Raw genomic sequence first — 21,668 nt, 5'->3', positions numbered from 1 at the left:
AAGGCGGATTGTCAGAATACGGACGTGCGGCCGGTCTGTCAACAGGAAAAATGATCGGCGGCGCCTCAGTCGGCCTGGACCCGCGCAATCAGTTTCTTTCCCGCCTGAATCGTCCAGATCCCGGCCGCCACCACCGCGTTGATGTCGGTGACCGCCGCGCCGTCCACCCGCACGCCGCCCTGCGCAATCTTGCGCGTCGCGTCGCTGCCCGACGAGGCCAGGCCCGTCTCGACCAGCACCTTGCGCAGCAGTTGCCCCGCCGCCACACGGCACAGCGGCAGGTCGTCGCCCGCGCCCTGCCCCTGACGCGCCGCATGCCGCGCCCGCACCGCCGCGGCCGCCGCCGCGGCCGCCGCCGCACCGTGGTAATCGCCGACGATCAGCCCCGCCAGCTCGTACCGCAACGCCGCGGCCGTCACCTCGCCCCGCGAGAACGCCGTCTTGCGCGCCTCGATCCCGGCCGACGGCAGGTCGGTCAGCAGCGTGAACCAGGTCCACATCACCTCGTCGCTGCCGCGGAAGTCCTCGACGATCTTCCGCACCATCTCCTCCGCGGGCTCGTCGATCCCGACGTAGTTGCCGAGGCTCTTGGACATCTTCTCGACGCCGTCCAGCCCCACCAGCAACGGCACGGTCATGATGATCTGCGCCGGCAACCCGTAGGCCGGCATGATGTCGCGCCCGACGTTGAGGTTGAACAACTGATCGGTGCCGCCGAGCTCGACGTCGGCCTGCAGGAACACCGAGTCGTACCCCTGGCTGAGCGGATAGAGGAACTCGTGGAGCGCAATGGGCTCGCCGGCCTCGTACCGCTTCCGGAAGTCCCGACGCTCCAGCATCTGCGCCACGTTGTAGCGCGCGGCCAGCTTCACCCAGTCGGTGCTCGAGAGCGACCCGAGCCAGCGGCTGTTGAAGTCCACCACCGTCTTCTCGGGATCGAGGATCCGGAAGACCTGCTGCCGGTACGTGTCGGCGTTGGCCTGCACCGCCTCGGGCGTCAGGGGCGGGCGCGTCTTCGACCGCCCCGTCGGATCGCCAATCAGCCCGGTGAAGTCGCCGATCAGGAACACCACGGTGTGCCCGAGATCCTGGAAGTGCTTCATCTTCCTGATGAGCACCGTATGACCGAGGTGGAGGTCCGGGGCCGTCGGGTCAAAACCGACCTTGACCACCAGCGGACGGCCCGCGGCCTGCCGCTCCACGAGCCTCGTCCGGAGGTCGGAAAGCCGCACCACGTCCACACAGCCTCGGGTCAGGTATGCCAGTTGTTCGTCGAGCTGCATCGCGAGGTAACTATAGCCTCCGCTGCCCCGCCCCACTGCCACCGTCCCGATTCAAGTGGGGCACGAACGCGCCGATTGACGGGACGCGGGTGTGGTCTGCCCGGAAGGACGAAAGGCACGCATGACCCGTCACGATCGTCGTCGTCCCGCACACACCGAACGCCGCAGCCAACGGCGCGTGCCCGCGTCCCAGCTGCAGGCCCTCTCGGCCCACCTCAGCGGAGGCGCTCGCGTCGCCCTGCTCGACGTGTCGCAGGGCGGCGTGCGGCTCGAGACGACGCGCCACATGCGACCCGGCCAACGCGTCAGCGTCCGCTTCTCCATCGACGGCCACCTGGTGACCGTCAACGCCCACGTGGTGCGGGCCTCCGTCGTGCACGTCCACCCGGAGGAAGTCCGGTACGAGACCGGACTCCGCCTGTGCGAGGAGCTGTCCTGCCACCTGATCGACTTCGCCCTGCTGGAGCGCAGGACCGGGGGCGGCGCCGTTGACGGCGCGGTGGACGACGAGGAGGACGTGGTCGACGCGGGCAGCACCGACGAGGTGTCCGATCTGGTGTTCGTGCCGGCCGCCGACGAGGCCGTGCACCAGGAGTTCGGGCGCGGGTGGTGGCTCGCCAGCCGACGACGGCGGGCGCGCGTCATCCATGGCCTGACGGCCGGGTGATCCGGGCCGCCGCGTTCGCACCGCCTGCCTAAAGTCAGCGGCGTGTACGTCGATTTGCCGTGCACGACACCGGTCGCCTCACCCCGCCGTCGCGGGGCACGAGGACGCGACCCGAGGACCCGTTCATGCCGGACGCACCGAACCGCCGCCACCACCGGCGTCTGCCTGCCCATCTCCTGCCGTCGCTCACCGCGCGCCTCAGCGGTGGATCGGCCGTGCGCCTGCTCGACGTGTCGCGCCGGGGCGTCCGACTCGAGACCAGCATGCACATGCGCCCGGGGCAGACCGTCTGCATCCGGTTCGTCGCCGCCGACGCCACCGTGACGCTCAGCGCCGCCGTCGTTCGCGCCAGCGTCGCGCACCTGCAGGCCGACGGCGTGCGCTACGAGACCGCCCTCTCGCTGGCGGGCGACCTGCTGCTGTGTGATCAGCTCCACGACGCCGCGCACCAGCCGGCCGACGCCGGGGTCGAGGCCTCCACGGCCACCGACGATGCCCTCGCTGCGGTGGTCGACTACACCGTGGTGGTGCAGGGATCGCCGGACGTGCCGACGCTGCTCCACGGCCTTCAGGCCAACAGCTGGTAGGCGGCAGGCGTCCCGATGCGTGCGCTGCTCGTCGCCCTCGCCGTCCCCGACCCGGCCTCGCTTCGCGCGGCGCTGCAGGCAGCCCTGGGCGCCACCTCGGTGGACCTGTGCCAGGCGCCCGAGGCGGCGGTCACCTGGCTCGAGAACCGACCCTGCGATCTGGTCGCCGTGGCTGGCGACGAACCCGGGCTGGTCGAGGTCATCGCGCGGCTCCGACGAGTGAGCAGGACGCTGCCCTTGCTGGCCCTCGTGCCGGACGGGTCGTCGCGAACGGCCGGCGCGGCGTGGCTGGCAGGCGCCGATGAAGTGGCCGGCATCTCGGCGCTGGTCGCCGGCATGACCCTCGAAGGGCTCGACGAGGTCCGTCACCCCGAACGCGATGTCCTGCGGCGCCTCCAGCGCCTCTGGCACGCCGGCCCGGGCGACGCCCTCCGACAGGCGCTCGCCGGACGCCTCGCCTCCCGCTTCCGCGACGTCGGCCTGAGCGCCGAGGGGCTGGCCGGACTGACCACGCAGGACGTCGAGAGTCCGCAGTCGGCGGCGCTGGTCGTCAACGCGACGACCGACGCCGAGGCGCTCGTCCTCGGCATCCGGCGCGTCAAGCGCACCTACCCCGGGCTGGCGATCGTCGTGGTCGCCGACGCCGTCCTCCACGACGCGTTCCGCCGCGCCGGCGCCGACGAATGCCTCGGTGCGGGGCCCGACCCCGACGCGGTGCTGCACGCCGTGGCGCGGGCGCAGGCCGCCTGCCGCGCCGCGCTCGATCTCGAGACGGCACGCTCGCGGGAAACCCGCCTCCGCGCCCTCGTCGAACACCTGCCGGAAGCGGTGATGCTGGTGTCGCCCGAGCACGCGGTGCTGGCCGTCAACCTCGCTGCCCTGCGCCTGATCGGCGCGCAGGACGCGCGGCAGGTGCTCGGCTCGCCGCTCGACCCATGGCTCGACCTCGGGCAGGACCAGCTCGAAGGCGCCCTGCAGTTGGTGGATGGCGTGGCGACGGGCGCGACGCGCGAGCTGTTCACGCGCACGCGCCACCTGGCCGATCCACGTCCGCTGCTGCTGCGCGCGGTGCCCTTCCAGCGGGAGGGCGGCGGCGCTCCGGCGGCGCTCATCGTGCTGCGCGACGCCCAGCACACGCCGGCCATCGACGCGATCACCCCGTCGGCCGACCAGGCTGCGGCGATGGAGGCCGAACGCGAGTCCTGGCGGACACAACAGCAGGCCTGGGAGGAGGCACGCGCGGCCTGGGAGATCGAGCGGGCCGACCTCACGGCCCGAGTCGACACCCTGACCGCGGACGCAGAGACCTCCCTGACCCTTGCCGAGCGACTCGCACAGACGCAGGCAGCACTGGCCGACGCCGAGGCGCGCCTGCAGGGTCTCGACGAGGCACGGGCCCGGCTGGCGCGAGTGGACGCCCTGGGAATCGACATCGACGCGCTGCCAGGGCTGGTGGACGCGGCGACGCGCCTGGCCGTGCTCGAACACGAGGAGGTGCCGGCGCTGCTGGCGCGCGCGCAGGCGCAACAGCATGCCCATGACGAGCAGCTGGCGCGGCTGACGGAAGTGGTGGCGTCCCTCGAGGGCACGCGCGCCGAGCGCGATGCGGCCATCGAGGCGGCAAGCCTGGCACAGGCACGCGTTGATGATCTCGAGGCACGACTCGCCGGCACCGCCCTGCCGCCCGTCGCGGCCGCGACACCCGCCGTCGCGTCGCCTCGTGCCGAGGCTGGTTCCGCCACGTCCATCCAGCGCTGGATGCTCGAGGACGTCGCGCGGGTCGGGTTCGTGCGGACCACCACGGACGGGCGGGTCATCGACGCCAACGACCGCGCCGCGCGACTCTGTGGCCTGCCCGATGCGACCGCCTTGCTGGATGCCCGGCACCTGCCGGACGCCATCGCGGCGCTGGCCGAGGGCGAACAGGCAGCGACCGTGCGATTCGAATCCTGCCTCCTGACGGCCGATGGCGCGTCCCGCTGGATCGCCGGAGCGCGACTGGCAGCGGTCGACGGCGCCGACGACTTCACGTGGCTGCTGGCAGAGTGCCCGGAAGCGCGAACCGCCGACGCCGCGCGCGACAACGCGGCGCTCCTCGAGGCACTCGCCGACGAGTGCCTCGCCATCGTCGAGGCGCCATCGACGGGGCCACGCGGCCCGCGGGCGCTCGACGCGCAGCCAGCCGCCGAACCCGCTGGCCAGGCGGCCCTGGCCCGGGCCCGCGTGCTGCTGGCGCAACTGGCGACGGTGCGGCGGCGACGGCAGGCACGCGTGGCGGTCGACGACCTGACCGGCCATCTGACGGCGCTCGACCCGCTCCTCGCGCGGCTGGCCACCGACGACGTGAACTGGGTCGCCAGCTGCCCCGACACGGTGATCCACGTGCCGGTGGCGCCGCCCGACGTCGAACGCTGCCTGACGGCGGCGGTGGCCACGATGGGCGAGGCATTGCCGCTCGGGGGGCATCTCTCCCTGAGGGTCGCCTCGTGTGACGAGCACGTGGCGGGGGATGCCCACGCGCCGGCGCCGATGCGCCGGCCAGCGGTCGAGATCCGCCTCGAGGCGCAGGGGTTCGGCGTCCGGGCGCCCGTGCCGTCGCAGGGCCTGCGCGATCTGGTCTCGGGGATCGGCGGCACGCTGGAGACGGGCCAGGATCACGAGCTTTCGGCCCATCTCGTGGTGCGCCTGCCCCGCGCCCTCGCAATCGCGCACGCCGCCTGACAGGCGTCGCGGCCGTCGGGGCGGCAACGTACGATACGGGAGGATGCCCGCCGCCCGCACCTCGCCCCGACGCTTCAGCCGGCGCACGCTGCTCAGGACCGGCACCGGGCTCGCGGCCGGGCTCGTCGTCGGCGAAGGCGCCTACGGCGCGCTGTACGAACGCCACCACCTCGGAGTGACCCGCGCCGACCTGCCCTGTCGCGGGTTGCCCGAAGCGCTCGACGGGCTACGCATCGGGCTGATCACCGACACGCACCACAGCGCCTGGACCAGCCTCGAGTTCATCGCCGCAGCCGTCGACCTCGTGCGCGAGGCCGCGCCCGACATGGTGGTGCTCGGCGGTGACTACATCACCCGCCGCAGCCGTCACTACACGGCGCAGGCGGCGGCGCCGTTCGCCGCGCTCCGCCCGAAGGAGGGCCTGTTCGGCGTGCTCGGCAACCACGACGACAACGCGGGTGTGCCGCGCGTGCTGCGTCGGGCCGGAGTGACCGTCCTCGACGACGCCCGGACGCGCATCACGGTTCGCGGGGAGCGCCTCGACCTCGTGGGCCTGAACTACTGGACGCGCGACCTGGCGAGCCTGCAGCGGCTGGCGCGCGGGCGCACGCCCTTCACCATCCTGCTCGCACACGACCCGCGCCGCCTGTACGAGGCGGCGGCCCTCGACATCCCGCTCGTGCTCTCGGGGCACACCCACGGCGGCCAGCTCGCGCTGCCGGTGATTGGACGCCTCGCCACCGACAAGTACCCGGTGGCGCAGGGGATCGGGCATGAACGCGACACCACGCTCTTCGTCAGTCGCGGCGTCGGCACCGTGCTCGTGCCCTGCCGTCTCAACTGCCCGCCCGAGGTCGCGATCGTCACGCTGCGCCGCCGACGCGAGGCCTGAAGGTCACCGCCCGCGGACGAAGCGGCGGCCCTCGATCCGCCATCCGCCTGCCGCCACCAACGCCACGGCCGCGGGGTAGATGCGGTGCTCCTCGACAAGGATGCGCGCCGCCAGCGTCTCGGGCGTGTCGTCGTCGAGTACCGGAACGGCGGCCTGCGCGACGATCGGGCCGGCATCGAGTTCGGGAGTGACCAGGTGCACGGTCACCCCGGCGACCTTGACGCCGTGCTCCCAGGCCTGTCGCTGGGCATCGACACCGACGAACGACGGCAACAGCGAGGGGTGGACGTTGAGCACGGGGCCGCCGAACCGCTCGAGGAAGACCGGGCTCAGGATGCGCATGAAGCCGGCCAGGCACACCACCTGGACGCCCGCCTCGCCCAGCCGCGCCACGAGGGCGTCCTCGAAGTCTGCACGGCCCCCGAAGGCCTTGTGATCGATGACGACGGCGGGCACGCCGGCCGACGAGGCATGGGCGAGACCGGCCGCATCGGGGCGATTGCTGATCACCACGCCGATGCGGGCCCGAAGCCGCCCCTCGTCGATGGCGGTCATGAGCGCCCGCAGGTTGCTGCCGCGCCCGGAGATCAGGACGCCGAGCACGGGCAGGGACGTGTCGGTCGCGGGCAAGTTCCTCTCAATCGGCATGCGCGCTCAAGGATAGAACGCGCCGGGTCGATTACCGCGATGGACGGCCGGGCATCCGCCTGTCGGGCGCCGCCCACTCAGGAGCACGTCATGGCCACACCCCCAGTCCCGCAACCGTATTCAGGTCCGGAGCGTCGTGCGCACCCGCGCATTCCCGCGGCCGCGGTGCCCCACCTGACGGCCATGGTGGCCGGGGGGGCGCCGGTGCGGCTGCTGGACCTGTCGAAGCGGGGCGTGCAGATCGAGACGTCCGTGCACATGCGCCCCGGCGCGACCGTCCGCATCCGGTTCGTCTCGGGCGATTCGGCCACGACGCTGACGGGGGCGGTCGTGCGCTGCACGTCGGCGGTCATCGAGGAGGCCGGCGAGGTGACGTACCATACGGGCTTGGCTTTCACGGATGAGATTTCGCTCGGCGCCGAGGAGATCGGCGCAGCGACTCATGCCGCGGCCGACCCGCCACCGCACGCCGATGACCCTGCCGACGACTACACGATGATCGTGATGGACGGACGCACGGCCGAGGGACCGCGCCACAGGACGCTCGCCGAGTGGTGACCAGGCCCCGCACGCAGGACGCATGAAGGTCCTGCTGCTCTCGACACGTCCCTTCGGGGCCGCGGACATCGACCGCGTCCTGCTGGCAGGCCTGTCGCCATCAGCCGTGGACGTGTGCCCGACGGTGAACCTCGCGCTGACCCGCCTCGAGTCGTTCCCGCCCGATCTCGTGATCGTCAACCTGCCCGAGCCCGATGCCGGTGAAGCGGTGCGCCGCCTGCAGGCGCGCGGGGTCACCGTGCCCATGGTGATCGTCGCCCCGACGGCCGACCCGGGCGACCAATCCCCGGCGAGCTCGCACCTCATCGCGCACGTCGCCGAGGGTGGCGCCTCGACGTCGGCGGCGCCCGGCACCGACGTCCTCACCCGCGAGGTGCCGTCGCTGCCCGAGGCCGTGTCGCCCCCGGTGGTCGAGGCGCGCCTGACCGACGCGGCGCTCGCCGAGGCGCGCGACGAACTCGATCAACTGGCGCGCGGTGGCGTGGTCGACGCCCTCGACAGCGAGACGCGCTGGCTGCTGTACGAGGTCGCCTCGATCGGACACGTGTCCTCGACGACCGAGGGCGACATCCTCGCCGCCAACGACATCGCCGCGCAGTTGCTCGGCCACTTCTCGACCGACGCGCTCGAGGCGTCCGGCCGGATCCCCCAGCCGCTGCTCGAGGCGGCCGGGCCCTACGCCCGCCGCCCCTCGCGATTCGAGCTCTGCCTGCAGCACGGCGAGGACGGCCCGCTGCACTGGATCGTCGGCCTCGCGCTGCCGCAGGGTGGCCAGCCGGCGACCGTCACGTGGTTCCTGATCGACGTCAGCGAGCAGCGCCTGCAGACCAGGCGTGCGCGCTTCCTGCGTCGCATGGACGCGCTGACGCACGTGCTGTCGGCCGCGACGGCCGAGTGTTCGACACTCGTCGACACCGGCAGCCGGGCGCTCGCGCAGGCCCGCACGCACATGGCCGGCGACGTGGACGTCGAGCAGGCCATGCAGGCGCTGTCGCGCACACAGGCCGTGCTGGCGCAACTGGCAGGGTTCGCGCGTCGGCGGGCGCGTCGCCCCGGGCTGCGCGATCTCCGCGAATGGCTGGAGCAGATCAGCCCGGTCCTCGTGCACGTGACCGGCGATGACGTCGACTGGACGATGCAGCTCGGCGACGAGGCGTTGTACGCGTCACTGGATGCGTCGGAGCTCGAGCAATGCCTCGCGTCGATCGCGACGCTGGCACGCGAAGCGCTCCCGCTCGGCGGGCACGTGACGCTCGGCCTGGCCGGCCGCCTGGAGGCCGGCGCCGCCGAGGAGGGGCGCGGGGCGCGGCCCGAGATCGAGATCGCCCTCGTGCTCCAGGGCTACGGCCTGCAGGTCGTCACCGTGCCGGCGGCGGTGCAGACCCAGGTGATGCGCCTCGGCGCCGAGATGGCCATCGAGCACCCCGATCACCTGACCACCCGCCTGGCCCTGCGCTTGCCGCGCGTGTTCGTCACGGCGTAATTGGGGCTCGGGGCTCAGGGCTCAGGGCTCAGAGAGCAGACTGAAGCGGCTCAGAATGGTTTCTGGGCCTTGGGCCTTGGGCCTTGGGCCTTGGGCCTTGGGCCTCGAGCCGTCACACGTACACGACCCGCTGCTCGCCGGCCACGATCTCGCCGATGACGCGGCCTTCGGACTCGCCGGCCTCGGCGAGGCGCTCGAGGACGTGGTTGACCTCCTGCGCCGGCACGACCAGCACCAGCCCGATGCCCATGTTGAAGGTGCGCCAGGCGTCCTCGTCGGGCACGTCGCCGCGGGTGACCAGCCACGTGAACAGGGCCGGCACGTCCCACGACGAGCGGTCGATGCGCGCCGCGGTGCCCTCCGGCAGCACACGGGGCACGTTGTCGGTGAGGCCGCCGCCGGTGATGTGCGCCATGCCGTGGATCAGCCCGTCGCGCACCAGCGGCAGCACCGGCGCGAGGTACGAGCGATGGGGCCGCAGCAGCGCGTCGCCGATGCCGCACCCGAGTTCGGGGATGTGGTCGTGGACCCCCATCATCAGCGTGTCGAACACGATGCGGCGGGCCAGCGAGTAGCCATTGGTGTGCAGCCCCGACGACGGCAGGCCGATCAGGGCGTCGCCGACCCGGATGCGCTCGCCCGTGAGCACCTGCCCGCGCTCGACCATGCCGACGATGAAGCCGGCCAGGTCGTACTCGCGATTGGCGTAGAACCCGGGCATCTCCGCCGTCTCGCCGCCGAGCAGCGCGCAGCCGTTGGCGCGGCACGCGCGGGCGAGGCCGTCGACGATGTCCACGGCGACGTCGGGCGTCAGGGTGCCGGTGGCGAGGTAGTCGAGGAAGAAGAGCGGTCGCGCCCCCTGCACCAGGATGTCGTTGACGCAGTGGTTGACCAGGTCCTCGCCGATGGTGGTGTGGCGGTTCATCATGAACGCCACCTTCAGCTTGGTGCCGACGCCGTCGGCGCTCGCCACCAGCACCGGGTCGGTGCCGCCGGCGGCCTGCAGGTGGAAGAGCCCGCCGAAGCTGCCGATGTCGGACAGCACACCGGGCGTGAACGTGCCCTTGGCGAGCCCGCGGATCCGGCGCACCACCTCGTGCCCCGCGTCGATGTCCACTCCAGACGACTTGTAGTCCATGCGTGATCCTGCCCGCGGCCGCGCGCGTGACGCGGCTGCGCGGTGCGAAGCCTCAGAACTCCAGCGCGGTGATCAGCACCTGCGCGGCGCTGCGTTCGGGTGCGTCGGCCGCCGCCGCCCAGTACTGGCGCCGCACGGCGGCGAAGAAGCGCTCCTCGGCGTAATCCTCTTCGAGCATATCGAAGGCGTCGCGCAGGAGCAGCGTCGCCTCCTGCCGCGGCAACGACGGGACGAGGGCGATGAGCTGTCCGGGCTGCCGCATCACCGCCTGCCCGGTGGCCAGCGCAATCGGCGCCCGCACCGGATCGTTGGCAGGCATGCCGAGCTCGAAGAGCGCCGGCAGCGCCTCGGCGCGCCCGAGCGCCGACAGGTCGGCCAGCGCCGTCGCGGCCGAGCGCGCCAGTTCCTGGTAACCGAGGTTGTGGGCCGCGTAGTCCAGCGACTCACGGATGAAGCGGGCGTGCCCGTCGCAGTTGCTGCCCAGGCCGCAGATCGCCGCGGCGATGGTCGGCTGCAGTTCGCGGGATGCGGCGCGCTGCACTGCCGCGAGCGTCGTCAATCCGCGCTTGTCGCCCAGCAGCCCGATGGCCCGCACCGCGTCGTCCTGCAACGGGCCGTCGAGTTGCGCGATCCTGGTCAGTTCGTCGAAGGCCCATGTGGCCTTGTGGGCGCCGAGCGCCTCGATGACGGCGGAGCGGAAGAAGTCGACGCCGCGCATCACCTCGCGCTTCAGCACCGTCTGGACCTTCGGGTCGCTGCCGTGCGCGGCCAGGGCGCGGACGAGCGCCGGGCGCACGAAGTCGGCCTGCTCGCGATCGAGCGCCGCCAGCAGGCGCGGCACCAGGGCAGGCTGTGGGTGATCCTCCACCCACGCGTACGCCACCTCGCGCAACCGATCGTTCTCGTCGTCGAGCGCCTCGAGGAACACCGGCGCCGACGCCGGGTCGTTGAAGCCCGACAACAGGACCAACGCGCGGAAGCGCACGTAGCCGTCGGCGTGCCGGCGGGCGGCCTCGGTGAGCAGCGGGACCACCGTCGCGGCCGGCGCCCGCCGCAGCGCCGACGAGGCCTCGACGCGGGTCTTGTAATCGAGCTTGCCGAGGCGATCGATGGCCTGCGGCAGCGTCAGGGGCGCCGCGGCAGCCCTTGGGGCCGGCGCCGCCGGCGGCTTCGGTGCAGCGGGCGCCTGGGCGCGCACGACGACCGGCACCGCGCACGCGAGCAGCGCGGCGAGGGTCCACCGGGCGAGGCGCGAGCTGCGGGCCGCCATTGCCTAGACCTGCTCCTCCAGCATGAGGTTCGGCTTGTCGAGCTTCAGCGCGAGTTGCAGGTACGCGTCCTGATCCTTGGGGAACTCGATCGGGTACGTGCCCGTGTAGCACGACGTGCAGTAGTGGCCCCGATCGGGGGTCACCGAATGCAGCAGCCCGTCGAGGCTCAGGTAGGCGAGGGAGTCGGCGTCGAGGTAGGTGCGGATCTCCTCGAGCGTGTGTGTCGCGGCGATCAGCTCGGACCGCCGCGGCGTGTCGACGCCATAGAAGCACGGCGAGATGGTCGGCGGACAGCTGATGCGCATGTGCACTTCCCTGGCGCCCGCTGCCTTCACCATCCGCACGATCTTCCGGCTCGTCGTGCCGCGCACGATCGAGTCGTCGACCAGCACCACGCGCTTGCCCTCGAGGATGCTGCGCACCGGATTGAGCTTCACGCGCACCCCGAAGTGGCGGATCGACTGCTGCGGCTGGATGAACGTGCGGCCGACGTAGTGGTTCCTGATGAGGCCCATCCGCATCGGGATGCCCGACATCTCGGAGAACCCGATGGCGGCGCACACGCCGGAGTCGGGAATGGGCACGACCACGTCGGCCTCGACCATCGACTCCTCGGCGAGCCGGCGGCCCATCGCCGTGCGGGCCTCGTTGACGCTGCGGCCGAACACGTAGCTGTCGGGACGCGCGAAGTACACGTGCTCGAACACGCAGTGCGACCGCTGCGCCGGCGGGAAGGGCTTGTGCGAGGTCAGCCCGCTGGCCGTGATCACCACGACCTCGCCGGGCTCGACGTCGCGCACGTAGGTGGCGCCGATCAGGTCGAGCGCGCACGTCTCCGAACAGGCGATCCACGCCTCGCCGAGCCGGCCGAGGGCGAGCGGGCGGAAGCCGTGCGGGTCGCGCGCCGCGATCAGGCGGTCGGGCGCCATCATCAGGATGGAGTAGGCGCCCTGCACCTGCGCCAGCGACTCGATGGCGGCTGCTTCGGGCGAGGCGGCGCTCGAGCGGGCGTAGAGGTGGAGCACGACCTCGGTGTCGCTCGAGGTCTGGAAGATCGAGCCCTTCGACACCAGATCGCGGCGGATCTCGCCGGCGTTGACGAGGTTGCCGTTGTGGCAGACCGACATCTGGCCGTGCACGCAGTCGATCAGGAACGGCTGCGCGTTGGCCAGGCGGCTCTCACCGGCCGTCGAGTAGCGCGTGTGGCCGATCGCGCTCTGTCCCGACAGGCCCGAGAGCGTCCGGTCGTCGAAGATGTCGGCCACGTAGCCCATGCCGCGGGCGACCGTCACGTGATGCCCGTCGGCGGCGGCGATGCCGGCGCTCTCCTGGCCGCGGTGCTGCAGGGCGTACAGCCCCAGATACGTCAGGTTGGCCGCCTCGGAGTGACCGAAGATGCCGAAGACGCCGCATTCTTCCTTGAGCTCGTCCACCAGCTGCTCCCCCGTCCCCTGTTGTGCCTAGCGCGCCGGCGATGCCAGCGCGTCCTCGAGGGCGGCGCCCCAGACCGCCTGCAACGCCCCGACCCTCGCCGCAACCGCCACCTCGCCGTCGATCCTGATGGTCAGCGCGTCGCCGCCCGTCGTGCCGAGGACCGTGGCCTCGACACCGGCATCGACCGCCCGGCCGAGCACCTCGCTCAAGTGCGCCGGCTCGACGGCGAGCAGCACGCGCCCGGCCGACTCGCTGAACAACGTCGCGTGCGCCACCGGCACGCCGGCCGGCCCGGTGACGCCGCTCAGGTCGACCGTGGCCCCGACGACCGGGTCGCCGAACGTGCACTCGGCGAGGGCCACCGCCAGGCCGCCCTCGCTGCAATCATGCGCGCTGGCGACCAGCCCGGCGGCGATCAGCGCGGGCAGCAGCACGTGCAGCGCGCGCTCGTGCCCGAGGTTGAGGGCCGGCGGCAGGCCACGCACCTCGCCATGCACGCGCTGCAGGTACTCGGTCGCGCCGAGTTCCGCCCTGGTCTCGCCGAGGAGCACGATCTTCAGACCGTCGGAGGGGAACGTCTGGCCGACCACCTTCGATGCATCCTCGATGAGGCCGACGATGCCCAGCACGGGCGTCGGGTAGATGGCCTTGCCGTCGGTCTCGTTGTAGAGGCTGACGTTGCCACCGGTGATCGGCACGGCAAACGCGCGGCACGCCTCGCCGATGCCGGCCACGGCCTCGACGAACTGCCACATGATCTCCGGCTTCTCGGGGTTGCCGAAGTTGAGGTTGTTGGTGGCGCCGATCGGCACGCCGCCAGCCAGCGCGACGTTGCGCGCCGCCTCGGCCACGGCGAGCATCGCGCCGCGCTTCGGGTCCGTCTGGCCGTAGCGGCCGTTGCCGTCCACCGACATCGCCAGCGCCCGGTTGGTGCCCTTCACGCGCACCACCGGCGTGCCGCGGCCCGCCAGGCAGAGCGTGTTGGTGCGCACCATGTGGTCGTACTGGCGGTAGATCCACTTCTTGCTGGCGATCGTCGGCGAGGCGAGCAGCGTGCGCAGCACGTCGCCCGTCTCGGGGAACGCCTTGAAGTGCGCCGGCTCGAGCTTCTGGATGTCGTCGAGCCAGGCCGGGCGCTGCGTCGGGCGGTCGTAGAGCGGCGCCTCGTCGGCCAACGCCCGCGCCGGCACCTCGGCGACGACGACGCCGTGCTCACGCACCCGCACCAACCCGTCGTCGGTGACGTGGCCGATGCACACCGCGTGCAGGTCCCACTTCTCGAAGATGCGCTCCACGTCGGCTTCGCGGCCCTTGTGGACCACGAAGAGCATGCGCTCCTGCGACTCGGAGAGCATGATTTCGTACGGGGTCATGCCGGTCTCGCGCTGCGGGACCTTCGTGACCTCGACGTCCATGCCCATGTGGCCGCGGGCGCTCATCTCGGAGGTCGCGCACGACAGGCCGGCGGCGCCCATGTCCTGCAGCCCCACCAGCGCGCCCGTCTTGAGCACCTCGAGGCAGGCTTCGAGGAGCAGCTTCTCCATGAACGGGTCGCCGACCTGCACCGCCGGTCGCTTCTCCGCCGACGCGTCGTCGAACTCGGCCGACGCCATCGTCGCGCCGTGGATGCCGTCGCGGCCGGTGCTCGCGCCGACGTAGTACACGGCGTTGCCGACGCCCTCGGCCTTGCCCTTGACGATGCCGTCGGCGGGCGCGATGCCGAGGCAGAACACGTTGACCAGCGGGTTGCCGGCGTAGCAGGGGTCGAAGAACGCCTCGCCGCCGACCGTCGGGATGCCGATGCTGTTGCCGTAGCCGGCGATGCCGGCGACCACGCCGGTCACGACGCGACGCGTGCCCGGCTGCGAGAGATCGCCGAAGCGGAGCGAGTCGAGCAGCGCGATCGGCCGGGCGCCCATCGTGAAGATGTCGCGGATGATGCCGCCGACGCCGGTCGCCGCGCCCTGGTAGGGTTCGATGAACGACGGGTGGTTGTGGCTCTCGATCTTGAACACCGCGGCCAGGCCGTCGCCGATGTCGACGGCGCCGGCGTTCTCGCCGGGGCCCTGCAGCACGCGCGGGCCCTGCGTCGGCAGCGTCTTCAGGTGGATGCGCGAGCTCTTGTAGCTGCAGTGCTCGGACCACATGACCGAGAACATGCCGAGTTCGGTCATGTTCGGCTCGCGGCCGAGGATGCCCAGGATGCGGGCGTATTCGTCTTCCTTGAGGCCGTGGCGTTCGAGGACGTCTGGCGTGATGGTCATGGAGGTCAGGCGGTGTTCAGGGGCGGCGACGGGTGAGCAGGATCGCGGACATCACGACATCCATGACGGCGATGCCGAGGCAGATCGCGGCCAGCTGCCAGCTCGGGATGCCGAGGTCGATGAGTCCGAGGTAGAACACGACGGCGAACACGACCATGAGGACGGCCGAGCCCCAGAGGATGCGCGCGACCTTGAGCTGTTCGGACATGCTCGCTCCGCGTCACCTAGACGGCGCCGGCCGTCAGTTGCTGCAGCACCGACTCGAAGAGCACGAGCCCATCGTCGCTCCCGAGCACCTTCTCGCAGGCGCGCTCGGGGTGCGGCATCAGGCCCACCACGTTGCGGCCCGCGTTGCACACGCCGGCGATGTTGTTGATCGAGCCGTTGCAGTTGGCCTCGGGCGTCACCTCGCCACTGGCCGTGCCGTAGCGGAAGATCACCTGGCGATCGGCCTCGAGCCGCGCGATCACCTCGGGTTCGGCGAAGAACTGCCCCTCGCCGTGCGCCACCGGGATGTGCAGCACCTGGCCCGTGCGGCAGGCAGCGGTGAACGGCGTGTCGACCTGCTCGACGCGCACGTGGACGTGCTCGCAGCGGAACTGCACCTGCTGGTTGCGAATCAGCACGCCGTCGAGCAGCCCGGCCTCGCACAGAATCTGGAAGCCGTTGCAGATGCCGAGCACCGGGCCGCCCTGCGCCGCGAAGGCCGAGACGGCCTGCATCACCGGGGAGAAGCGCGCGATGGCGCCGGTACGCAGGTAGTCGCCGTAGGAGAACCCGCCGGGCAGGATCACCACGTCGGCGCCCTGCAGCGACGTGTCCTTGTGCCACAGGAACTCGGCCGGCTGGCCGAGCACGTGCTTCACGGCGTGGTACGCGTCGTGGTCGCAGTTCGATCCGGGAAAGACGACGATGGCGAACTTCATGTGCGGCCTCAGGCGACCGGCGCCGGCACGTCGACGCGGAAGCTCTCGATGACAGGATTGGCGAGCAGCTTGCCCGACACCTCGCGGACCAGCGCTTCGGCCGCGGCGGCATCGGCGGCCTCGACCTGCACCTCGAAGTACTTGCCCTGGCGCACGTCGGCGACGCCGGCGTACCCGAGGCTGTGCAGCGACTCGACGATGGTGCGGCCCTGCGGGTCGAACACGGAGGGCTTCAGGGTGACGTAGACGCGGGTGGCAAACAGAGGCATCGCGGGCTCGGGAGTCGGGAGTCGGGAGTCGGGAGTGGGCTGTCGCGTCAGGCCTGCGCAGCGTCGGGTCCGAATACGCGGGTGAAGAGCGTGTCGACGTGCTTGAGTTGCTCGTCGAGGCTGAACGTGCGGTCGATCTCCTCGCGGGTCAGCACGCCCATGATGTCGGCGTCGGCGAGCAGGAGTTCGCGGAAGTCCTGCTGCTCGTGGAACGAGCGCATGGCGTTGCGCTGCACCCACAGGTAGGCCTGCTCGCGCGACAGGCCACGGCGCGCGAGCTCGAGCAGCACCTGGCCCGAGAAGACCACGCCACGCGAACGGCCGATGTTCTCGCGCATGCGCTCGGGGTACACGACCATGCCGGCGACGATGCGCGTGAAGCGGCGCAGCATGTGGTCGAGCGCCAGGAAACTGTCCGGGAGGATGACGCGCTCCACCGAGGAATGCGAGATGTCGCGCTCGTGCCACAGCGCGACGTTCTCGAGCGCCGCCATGGCGTTGGCGCGGACGACGCGCGCCAGGCCGCAGACCTGCTCGCAGCCCACCGGGTTGCGCTTGTGCGGCATCGCCGACGAGCCCTTCTGCCCCTTGCCGAACGGCTCCTCGACCTCGCCGAGCTCCGTCTTCTGGAGCCCGCGGATCTCGAGGGCGAACTTCTCGAGCGACGCCGCGGTGATGGCCAGCGCCGTCATCAGCTCGGCGTGGCGATCGCGCTGGATCACCTGCGTGGCAATCGGCGCCGGCGTGAGCCCGAGACGCCGGCACACGCCTTCCTCGATCTCGGGCGGCAGATGCGCGAACGTGCCGACCGCGCCGGAGATCTTGCCGACGGCGACGGCCTCGCGGGCGCGTCGCACGCGCACGATGTCGCGCTGCACTTCCGCGTACCAGAGCGCCAGCTTGAGGCCGAACGTCATCGGCTCGGCGTGCACGCCGTGGGTGCGGCCCATCATCGGGGTGCGCTTGTGCTCGAAGGCGCGGCCCTTGATGGCGGCGGCCAGCGCGTCGAGGTCCTCCAGGATGAGGTCGCACGCCTCGCGCATCTGCAGCGCCAGCGCCGTGTCGACCACGTCCGACGAGGTGAGGCCGAAGTGGAGCCAGCGCGCCGCCGGGCCGACCCGCTCGGCCACCGCGGTGGTGAACGCGATGACGTCGTGCTGGGTCGTCTGCTCGATCTCGTCGATGCGCGCGATGTCGAAGCCGGCCTTCTGGCGCAGCTCGCGGGCAGCGTCGGCAGGCACGATGCCGGCCTCCGCCATGGTGTCGGTGGCGGCCAGTTCCACGGCCAGCCAGGTCTCGAAGCGGCGTTGCTCGGCCCAGATGGCGGACATGGCCGGCTGTGCGTAACGTCGGATCATCGTGTGGTCGCGCCCTCCGGGGGCACGCCGCGCCACGGGGCCTCAGGCCACCGCGAGTCGCGAGAAGTCGAGCGCAGCCGGCCCAGCCGGCCCCAGCACCGTCACGCCGACGGTGTCCTGCGTGAACAGCTCGCCGGCGACGCGCAGCACGTCCTCGCGCGTCACGCCCTCGATGCCGGCGATGATCTCGTCGAGCGTGACGTGCCGCCCGAAGTACATCTCCTGCCGCGCCAGGTGCGTCATGCGACTCGAGGTGCTCTCGAGGCTCAGCATGAGGCTGCCCTTCAGGTGGTCCTTGGCGCGACGCAGTTCGTCGTCGCCGACCGGCGCCGTGCGCATGGTCCGCAGTTCCTGCGCCACGAGATCCACGACCTCGGCCACGCTCTCGGCCGCGCAGCCGGCATACACCGACAGCATCCCGGTGTCGCGATACGACGAGACGCCGCTGAACACCGCATAGGCCAGGCCCCGCTGCTCACGGATGGTCTGGAACAGGCGCGAGCTCATCGAACCGCCGAGGATCACGTTCAGCAGGTAGGCCGGGTAGCGGTCGTGGTGCGCCTGCGGGAAGGCCGGCGTGCCGATCACGAGATGGCTCTGCTCGAGATCCTTGACGCGCTCGATGCGGGGCGCACGGGGGGCCGGCGCCGTCTCCTGCCAGTCCGCGCCGGCGTCGGTCACGCCGCCGAACGCGCCCTCGACCATCCGCCGCAGCTCGTCGTGGGAGAAGTTGCCCGCCGCCGAGACGATCAGGTTGCGGCCGACGTACGCCTCGCGGAAGTACCGGAACAGGGTGTCCTGCGTGAAGGAGGCCACGGTGTCCGGCGTGCCCAGAATCGGGCGACCGAGCGGGTGATCCGGCCAGTACAGCTCGGTGAACCACTCGTGGACCAGATCGTCGGGGGTGTCCTCGACCATCTTGATCTCCTCGAGGATCACCTTCTTCTCGCGCTCGATCTCGTCGACGGGGAAGGCCGGGTGCAGCACCAGGTCCGACAGGATGTCGAAGGCCCGCGGCAGGTGCTCGTCCATCACCTTGAGGTAATAGCCGGCGTACTCCTTGGACGTGAACGCGTCGAGGTTGCCGCCCATCGAGTCGAACTGCTCCGCGATCTGCTGCGCGGTGCGGCGTTCGGTCCCCTTGAACAGCATGTGCTCGATGAAGTGCGCGATGCCGCCCTCCTCGGGGACCTCATGGCGGGACCCGCGAGCGAGCCACACGCCGAGGCTCACCGAGCGCACGTGCGGCATGGTCTCGGTGACGAGCCGGACGCCATTGGGGAGCGTGTCGTGGACGATCATCGGAAGGGGTGTCCCGGCGTCCACCGCAGGAGCCGCGAGGCGGCCGGGAAACGTCAATCATAGCAGCCGGGCACCGGGCACCGGGCACCGGGCACCGAGCACCGGACACCGAGCACCGGACACCGGGCACCGGGCACTGGGCGGCTGGGCGGCTGGGCGGCTGGGGGCTGGGAGCTGGGGGGATTGGCGCAGGGCTCGAGGCAAGGAAGCATGCCGCAGGCGTCAGGAGGGTTTCTGAGCCATGAGCCCTGGCCCTTGAGCCGTCGCCCCCCCCGACATCCGTCACAATAGGAGGTCGCCCATGACTGAACTCGACGACGCCATCGACGTGCCGCAAGGAGCAGACCGGCCCGACCTGGCCGGCCTGACGCCGGACGAGTTGTCGTCGCTCGTGGTCGAGCTTGGGGGCAAACCCTTCCAGGGCAAGCAGCTCTTCCGCTGGATCCACAAGAAGGGGGTCACTGATTTCTCGGCCATGACCACCCTGCCCAAGCCCCTGCGCGCCGCGTTGGCCGAGCGCACCGTCGTGAGCACGCCCGAGGTCGTCCGCCGCGACACGTCCTCCGACGGCACCACCAAGTTCCTGTTGCGCCTGGCCGACGGTCGCCAGATCGAGTCGGTGTTCATCCCCGACACGCCGTCGCAGACCTTCTGCATCTCGACGCAGGTGGGCTGCGCCATGAAATGCGGCTTCTGCCTGACCGGCACGATGGGCCTGACGCGACACCTGACGGCGGCAGAGATTGCCGGCCAGGTCCGCGTCCTCGCGCGCGAGCTCGACTTCCTCGACACCCCCTTCAACATCGTCGTCATGGGGATGGGCGAACCGCTGCACAACTACGACGCGACGATGCGCGCGCTGCAGTTGGTGGGCAGCGAGGAGGGGCTGCACGTGTCGCCCCGGCGAGTCACGCTGTCGACCGTGGGCGTGCTGCCCGGGCTGCAGAAGCTGGCCGAGGAGCCCTACATGCCCAACCTCGCGATCTCGCTGCACGCGACGACCGAGGAGCAGCGCGACCGGCTGGTGCCGATCAACCGCAAGTACACGCTGGCCCAGTTGATGGACGCCTGCCGGCGCTTCCCGCTGAAGAAGCGCAGCCGGATCACGTTCGAGTACGTGATGCTGGCCGGCGTCAACGACACGATCGAGGACGCGCGGCGGCTGGTGCGGCTGCTCAACGGCCTCAAGGCGAAGGTGAACCTGCTGCCCCTGAACGAGGCCGCCGGGATCCCCTACCGCCGACCGTCCGACGAGACGGTGGACGCGTTCGCCCAGGTGCTGGCCAACGCCCACATCACCGTGTCGGTCCGCAAGAGCCGCGGGCGGGACATCCGGGCGGCGTGTGGGCAGCTGGCCGTGGAGAAGCCGGCAATTTGAAATTTGAAATCTGAAATTGATAGGCGGCTTGGCCTCCGGCCTTCGCCGCGCCAGGCATAGCCGGCGCTCGAGAATTTCAAATTTCCAATTTCGAATTACACGTATCGGGCAGCGATGTCGCGGCGGAACTCCATGTCCTTGAAGGAGATCTGCGCCACGCCTGCATAGGCGCGGTCGCGCGCCTCCTGCAAGGTCACCCCCTCCCCAACGACCGTCAGCACGCGGCCGCCTGATGTCAGCACGGTGCCATCGGGGCCCGTCTTCGTGCCGGCGTGGAAGACGGTGACGCCCGGCATCGCCGCGGCGGCAGCAAGGCCGTCGATGGGATACCCGGTGGTCATCGCGCCCGGATACCCCCCGGAGGCGAGCACCACGCCGACGCGGGCGCCCGACACGGCGGGCAGCGGCTCGGCGGGCAGGGCGCCCTTCGCGGCCGCGAGGGCGAGCGGGGCGAGCGGCACGGGCAGCAGCGGCAGTACGACCTGGGCCTCGGGGTCGCCGAACCGGACGTTGAACTCGATCACCTTCGGGCCGTCGGGAGTCAGCATCAGGCCGCAGTAGAGGATGCCCGCGAACGGGTAGCCCTCGGCGCGCATGCCCGCAAGGACAGGTTCCACGATGGTACGCATGACGCGGGCCGAGAGGCCGGCGTCGACGAGCGGGCTCGGAGCCAGCGCGCCCATGCCGCCCGTGTTCGGCCCCGCATCACCGTCGTAGGCACGCTTGTGGTCCTGCGCGGTGCCCAACGGCAGGGCCCGCGTGCCGTCGCAGACGGCGAAGTAGGACACTTCCGGGCCGGTGAGGCATTCCTCCACGACCACGGTGCTCCCGGCGGCCCCGAAGGCGCCCTGGCGCATCGCGGCGTCGACGGCGGCGAGCGCCTCGTCGAGTGTCGCCGCCACGGTCACGCCCTTCCCTGCGGCCAGGCCGTCGGCCTTGACGACGACCGGCGCCCCGAAGGCGCGGACGGCGACCTCGGCCTCGTCGGCGGTGGTGCAGATGCGGGCGCGGGCCGTCGGCACGCCATGGCGATCCATGAAGGCCTTCGAGAAGGCCTTGCTGGTCTCGAGCCGGGCGGCGTCCTGCGACGGACCGAAGACCGGGTGCCCGGCCGCGCGCAGGGCGTCGGACACTCCCGCTGCCAACGGTTGCTCCGGGCCGACGATGACCAAATCGACGCCCTCGGCAGCAACGAGGGCCGTGACGGCGGCAGGATCGAGGATGTCGAGGGCCACCGTCCTGGCGCAGGTGGCGGTGCCGGGGTTGCCAGGGGCGCAGAGCACCTCGGCGACGCCTGATTCCTGTCGCAGCTTCCAGGCGAGCGCGTGTTCGCGCCCCCCGCCGCCGAGGACGAGGACCTTCATCGTGTTAAGCTTCCGGTTTGGTTGGCCGGCGACGGCCGACCCCTAATCCTGAGCGCGTCGGCGTCTGCACGCGGTGAGACGCCGGCAAGTCGAAGGAAACGCCATGCGGGAGGAGGTGAGTCGAC

The 21,668-nt window shown here is 71.3% G+C and carries 19 protein-coding genes; 7 read left to right on the top strand and 12 right to left on the bottom strand.

Going from position 1 to position 21,668, the window contains the following annotated elements; genetic code table 11:
• Positions 1-65 precede the first annotated feature (65 nt).
• On the bottom strand, positions 66-1,283 hold the full coding sequence (gene tyrS / locus TBR22_RS02650) for a tyrosine--tRNA ligase (RefSeq protein ID WP_239491408.1): 1,218 nt from the start codon (positions 1,281-1,283) through the stop codon (positions 66-68).
• A 121-nt stretch (positions 1,284-1,404) separates the two neighbouring features.
• Between tyrS and TBR22_RS02645 the strand changes: the two genes are divergently transcribed.
• The 4 genes from TBR22_RS02645 to TBR22_RS02630 all read left to right on the top strand — a co-directional run bounded on the left by TBR22_RS02645 (position 1,405) and on the right by TBR22_RS02630 (position 6,150).
• Entirely contained in the window at positions 1,405-1,950 is a 546-nt protein-coding gene (locus TBR22_RS02645) for a PilZ domain-containing protein (RefSeq protein WP_239491407.1), read from the top strand.
• Positions 1,951-2,075: 125 nt separating this feature from the next.
• Positions 2,076-2,537 (top strand): PilZ domain-containing protein, encoded by a 462-nt coding sequence (locus TBR22_RS02640; protein WP_239491406.1) that lies wholly within the window; start codon positions 2,076-2,078, stop codon positions 2,535-2,537.
• A gap of 15 nt (positions 2,538-2,552) precedes the next feature.
• Positions 2,553-5,258, top strand: coding sequence for a PAS domain-containing protein (locus tag TBR22_RS02635; protein ID WP_239491405.1), 2,706 nt, complete (start codon positions 2,553-2,555; stop codon positions 5,256-5,258).
• Positions 5,259-5,301: 43 nt separating this feature from the next.
• Positions 5,302-6,150: a metallophosphoesterase gene (locus TBR22_RS02630; RefSeq protein WP_239491404.1), complete on the top strand. Its 849-nt coding sequence runs from the start codon at positions 5,302-5,304 to the stop codon at positions 6,148-6,150.
• A 3-nt stretch (positions 6,151-6,153) separates the two neighbouring features.
• On the opposite strand, the gene purN is transcribed toward TBR22_RS02630, so the two are convergent.
• The gene (gene purN / locus TBR22_RS02625; protein ID WP_239491403.1) at positions 6,154-6,798 is read right to left on the bottom strand and encodes a phosphoribosylglycinamide formyltransferase; all 645 of its coding nucleotides are present in this window, start codon (positions 6,796-6,798) and stop codon (positions 6,154-6,156) included.
• A gap of 90 nt (positions 6,799-6,888) precedes the next feature.
• Here purN and TBR22_RS02620 point away from each other — a divergent pair, with 90 nt between their 5' ends.
• Together TBR22_RS02620 and TBR22_RS02615 are read left to right on the top strand one after the other, a co-directional pair.
• Positions 6,889-7,356, top strand: coding sequence for a PilZ domain-containing protein (locus tag TBR22_RS02620; RefSeq protein ID WP_239491402.1), 468 nt, complete (start codon positions 6,889-6,891; stop codon positions 7,354-7,356).
• A 22-nt stretch (positions 7,357-7,378) separates the two neighbouring features.
• The gene (locus TBR22_RS02615; protein ID WP_239491401.1) at positions 7,379-8,839 is read left to right on the top strand and encodes a hypothetical protein; all 1,461 of its coding nucleotides are present in this window, start codon (positions 7,379-7,381) and stop codon (positions 8,837-8,839) included.
• Positions 8,840-8,951: 112 nt separating this feature from the next.
• Here the strand turns inward: TBR22_RS02615 and purM are convergent, their stop codons facing one another.
• From purM to TBR22_RS02570, 9 genes are read right to left on the bottom strand one after another with little or no spacing between them, the layout of a single operon-like run.
• Positions 8,952-9,977 (bottom strand): phosphoribosylformylglycinamidine cyclo-ligase, encoded by a 1,026-nt coding sequence (purM, locus tag TBR22_RS02610; RefSeq protein ID WP_239491400.1) that lies wholly within the window; start codon positions 9,975-9,977, stop codon positions 8,952-8,954.
• Positions 9,978-10,029: 52 nt separating this feature from the next.
• The gene (locus tag TBR22_RS02605; RefSeq protein WP_239491399.1) at positions 10,030-11,247 is read right to left on the bottom strand and encodes a HEAT repeat domain-containing protein; all 1,218 of its coding nucleotides are present in this window, start codon (positions 11,245-11,247) and stop codon (positions 10,030-10,032) included.
• Between the two features lie 3 nt (positions 11,248-11,250).
• Positions 11,251-12,684 (bottom strand): amidophosphoribosyltransferase, encoded by a 1,434-nt coding sequence (gene purF / locus TBR22_RS02600; RefSeq protein WP_370651566.1) that lies wholly within the window; start codon positions 12,682-12,684, stop codon positions 11,251-11,253.
• Positions 12,685-12,708: 24 nt separating this feature from the next.
• A complete protein-coding gene (purL, locus tag TBR22_RS02595; protein ID WP_239491397.1) occupies positions 12,709-14,946 on the bottom strand; it encodes a phosphoribosylformylglycinamidine synthase subunit PurL in 2,238 nt (745 codons plus the stop codon).
• A 16-nt stretch (positions 14,947-14,962) separates the two neighbouring features.
• The gene (locus TBR22_RS02590) at positions 14,963-15,154 is read right to left on the bottom strand and encodes a hypothetical protein (RefSeq protein WP_239491396.1); all 192 of its coding nucleotides are present in this window, start codon (positions 15,152-15,154) and stop codon (positions 14,963-14,965) included.
• A gap of 16 nt (positions 15,155-15,170) precedes the next feature.
• The gene (gene purQ, locus TBR22_RS02585; protein WP_239491395.1) at positions 15,171-15,872 is read right to left on the bottom strand and encodes a phosphoribosylformylglycinamidine synthase subunit PurQ; all 702 of its coding nucleotides are present in this window, start codon (positions 15,870-15,872) and stop codon (positions 15,171-15,173) included.
• Positions 15,873-15,880: 8 nt separating this feature from the next.
• On the bottom strand, positions 15,881-16,141 hold the full coding sequence (purS, locus tag TBR22_RS02580; RefSeq protein ID WP_239491394.1) for a phosphoribosylformylglycinamidine synthase subunit PurS: 261 nt from the start codon (positions 16,139-16,141) through the stop codon (positions 15,881-15,883).
• A 47-nt stretch (positions 16,142-16,188) separates the two neighbouring features.
• The gene (purB, locus tag TBR22_RS02575; protein ID WP_255665313.1) at positions 16,189-17,499 is read right to left on the bottom strand and encodes an adenylosuccinate lyase; all 1,311 of its coding nucleotides are present in this window, start codon (positions 17,497-17,499) and stop codon (positions 16,189-16,191) included.
• A 42-nt stretch (positions 17,500-17,541) separates the two neighbouring features.
• Entirely contained in the window at positions 17,542-18,801 is a 1,260-nt protein-coding gene (locus tag TBR22_RS02570; RefSeq protein WP_239491392.1) for a pitrilysin family protein, read from the bottom strand.
• A gap of 301 nt (positions 18,802-19,102) precedes the next feature.
• Here TBR22_RS02570 and rlmN point away from each other — a divergent pair, with 301 nt between their 5' ends.
• Positions 19,103-20,179 carry a 23S rRNA (adenine(2503)-C(2))-methyltransferase RlmN gene (gene rlmN, locus TBR22_RS02565; RefSeq protein WP_239491391.1) on the top strand — a complete coding sequence of 359 codons (1,077 nt, stop codon included), beginning with the start codon at positions 19,103-19,105 and terminating at the stop codon, positions 20,177-20,179.
• A 95-nt stretch (positions 20,180-20,274) separates the two neighbouring features.
• Here the strand turns inward: rlmN and purD are convergent, their stop codons facing one another.
• Complete coding sequence (purD, locus tag TBR22_RS02560; RefSeq protein WP_239491390.1) at positions 20,275-21,543, bottom strand: phosphoribosylamine--glycine ligase; 1,269 nt, start codon at positions 21,541-21,543, stop codon at positions 20,275-20,277.
• Positions 21,544-21,668 lie beyond the last annotated feature (125 nt).

The sequence above is a fragment of the Luteitalea sp. TBR-22 genome (assembly GCF_016865485.1).
GTDB lineage: Bacteria > Acidobacteriota > Vicinamibacteria > Vicinamibacterales > Vicinamibacteraceae > Luteitalea.
This window is presented reverse-complemented; position numbering and strand designations above follow the sequence as displayed.